2 protein-coding genes and 1 pseudogene are annotated in these 1,605 nt (G+C 63.5%); all 3 read right to left on the bottom strand.

Features of this window, described 5'->3' with window-relative positions; all coding sequences use genetic code 11:
* Positions 1-386: 386 nt before the first annotated feature.
* On the bottom strand, positions 387-515 hold the full coding sequence (locus ASE11_RS27065; RefSeq protein ID WP_414842434.1) for a flagellin: 129 nt from the start codon (positions 513-515) through the stop codon (positions 387-389).
* Position 516: 1 nt separating this feature from the next.
* Positions 517-1,157, bottom strand: a 641-nt coding sequence (locus ASE11_RS26505) for a flagellin (RefSeq protein ID WP_268766279.1), incomplete at its 3' end; no start/stop codon positions are given.
* Positions 1,158-1,283: 126 nt separating this feature from the next.
* Positions 1,284-1,605 (bottom strand): annotated as a pseudogene (locus ASE11_RS26500) (flagellin); the annotation flags it as partial.

Here is a 1,605-nt window from a genome sequence, read left to right as displayed (position 1 = left end):
AGAATGGATGAAAAGTAATCCGGCATCGCTGCCAATCCCGACACCAGCCAGAGGGCTGGCTGCCACGACCGGTGCTGGGCTGAACGCGCTGGGTTGGGGCTGCATGCCTTTGACCATCTCGCCGCTTCGCTTGCCGGACGACGAACCTTTCTAGAAGTCCGTTGCATTCAATTTCGGTGCATGTGGGGTTTTCTTTAGCGCTGGCTGAATTTGATTGATGAAAAAGAGGGGAATTTCCCGGGCAATTCAAACTTGCCGGAAAACGATTCACCACGTATGCGCGGCATCATGAAAAAAGGCGGTGGAGCGGTTGTTCACCGCTGCCACCGCCTTGAGCAACCGCACCTGCTTGAGGCGCGGGGCTTGCGAGACTGAAACGCCAGCAATCAGCGCAGCAGGGACAACACGCCCTGGGGYGCCTGGTTGGCCTGGGCCACCATGGCGGTGCCGGCTTGCTGCAGGATCTGCGAGCGCGACAGGTTGGCGGTTTCCTTGGCGAAGTCGGCGTCCATGATNTGGTTGGCCTGGGCCACCATGGCGGTGCCGGCTTGCTGCAGGATCTGCGAGCGCGACAGGTTGGCGGTTTCCTTGGCGAAGTCGGCGTCCATGATGCGACCGCGCGAAGCGGAGAGGTTCTCCACGCCGATCTGGATGTTGGCCACGGCGTTCTCGAAGCGGCTCTGCACGGCACCGAGCTTGGCGCGAGCGCCGTTGACCTGGTCGAGTGCGTCGTCGAGCTTCTTCATCGCGATGTAGGCGCCCTTTTCGGTCGTCACGTCGATGTTGGAGATGCCGGTGGAGTCAGCGGCCGAAGCAGCCGTATCGACGGCGTCGCCGGTGGCTTCCAGCAGGCCGGTGGCGGTGACGGTGAAGCCTGCGGAGAATTCGACCGTGGCCGGGGCCGTGCCCGCAGCATTGAGTTGCGAGGACAGCAGCTCGACGTCGTAGGTGCCGTCTTCGTTGTCCACCAGGAAAGCGGACACACCGGTGTCGGCGGTCTTGCGGTTGATGGCTTCCACCACCTGGCCCAGGCGCGCGGTTTCAGACGTGGCTGCTTCAATCACGCCCAGGTCGACCGCCGTACCGCCACCCACCGTGATGGTCAGCGTGCCAGTTGCGATTTCGGTGTCGTAGCCGGTGATGCCGGCTGCCGTCACCGTGGCCGTGGATTCGCCGTAGGCGATGGTGCTGAGGTTGTCGGCGGTGGTGTCGGCCAGCGAGCCGATGGTGATGTTGTCACCGGCGTTGGCGCCCACCTGGAAGCTCGCTGCGGTGAAGGAACNGGTGCTGAGGTTGTCGGCGGTGGTGTCGGCCAGCGAGCCGATGGTGATGTTGTCACCGGCGTTGGCGCCCACCTGGAAGCTCGCTGCGGTGAAGGAACCGTCGAGCACCTTCTTGCCGTTGAACGAGGTCTGCTTGGACACGCGGTCGATTTCATCGGACAGCTGTTTCACTTCGGCCTGCAGGGCGTCGCGGTCGTCGCTGCTGTTGGTGGCGTTGGCCGACTGCACGGACAGCTCACGCATGCGCTGCAGCATGTCGCCGACTTTGCCCAGCGCGCCTTCAGCGGTCTGCGCCAGCGAGATGCCGTCGTTGGCGTTGCGG

This window comes from Hydrogenophaga sp. Root209 (assembly GCF_001428625.1).
Classification (GTDB): Bacteria; Pseudomonadota; Gammaproteobacteria; order Burkholderiales; family Burkholderiaceae_C; genus Hydrogenophaga.
Note: the sequence above shows the minus strand (reverse complement) of the source record. Positions and strands in the feature narration are given on the sequence as shown.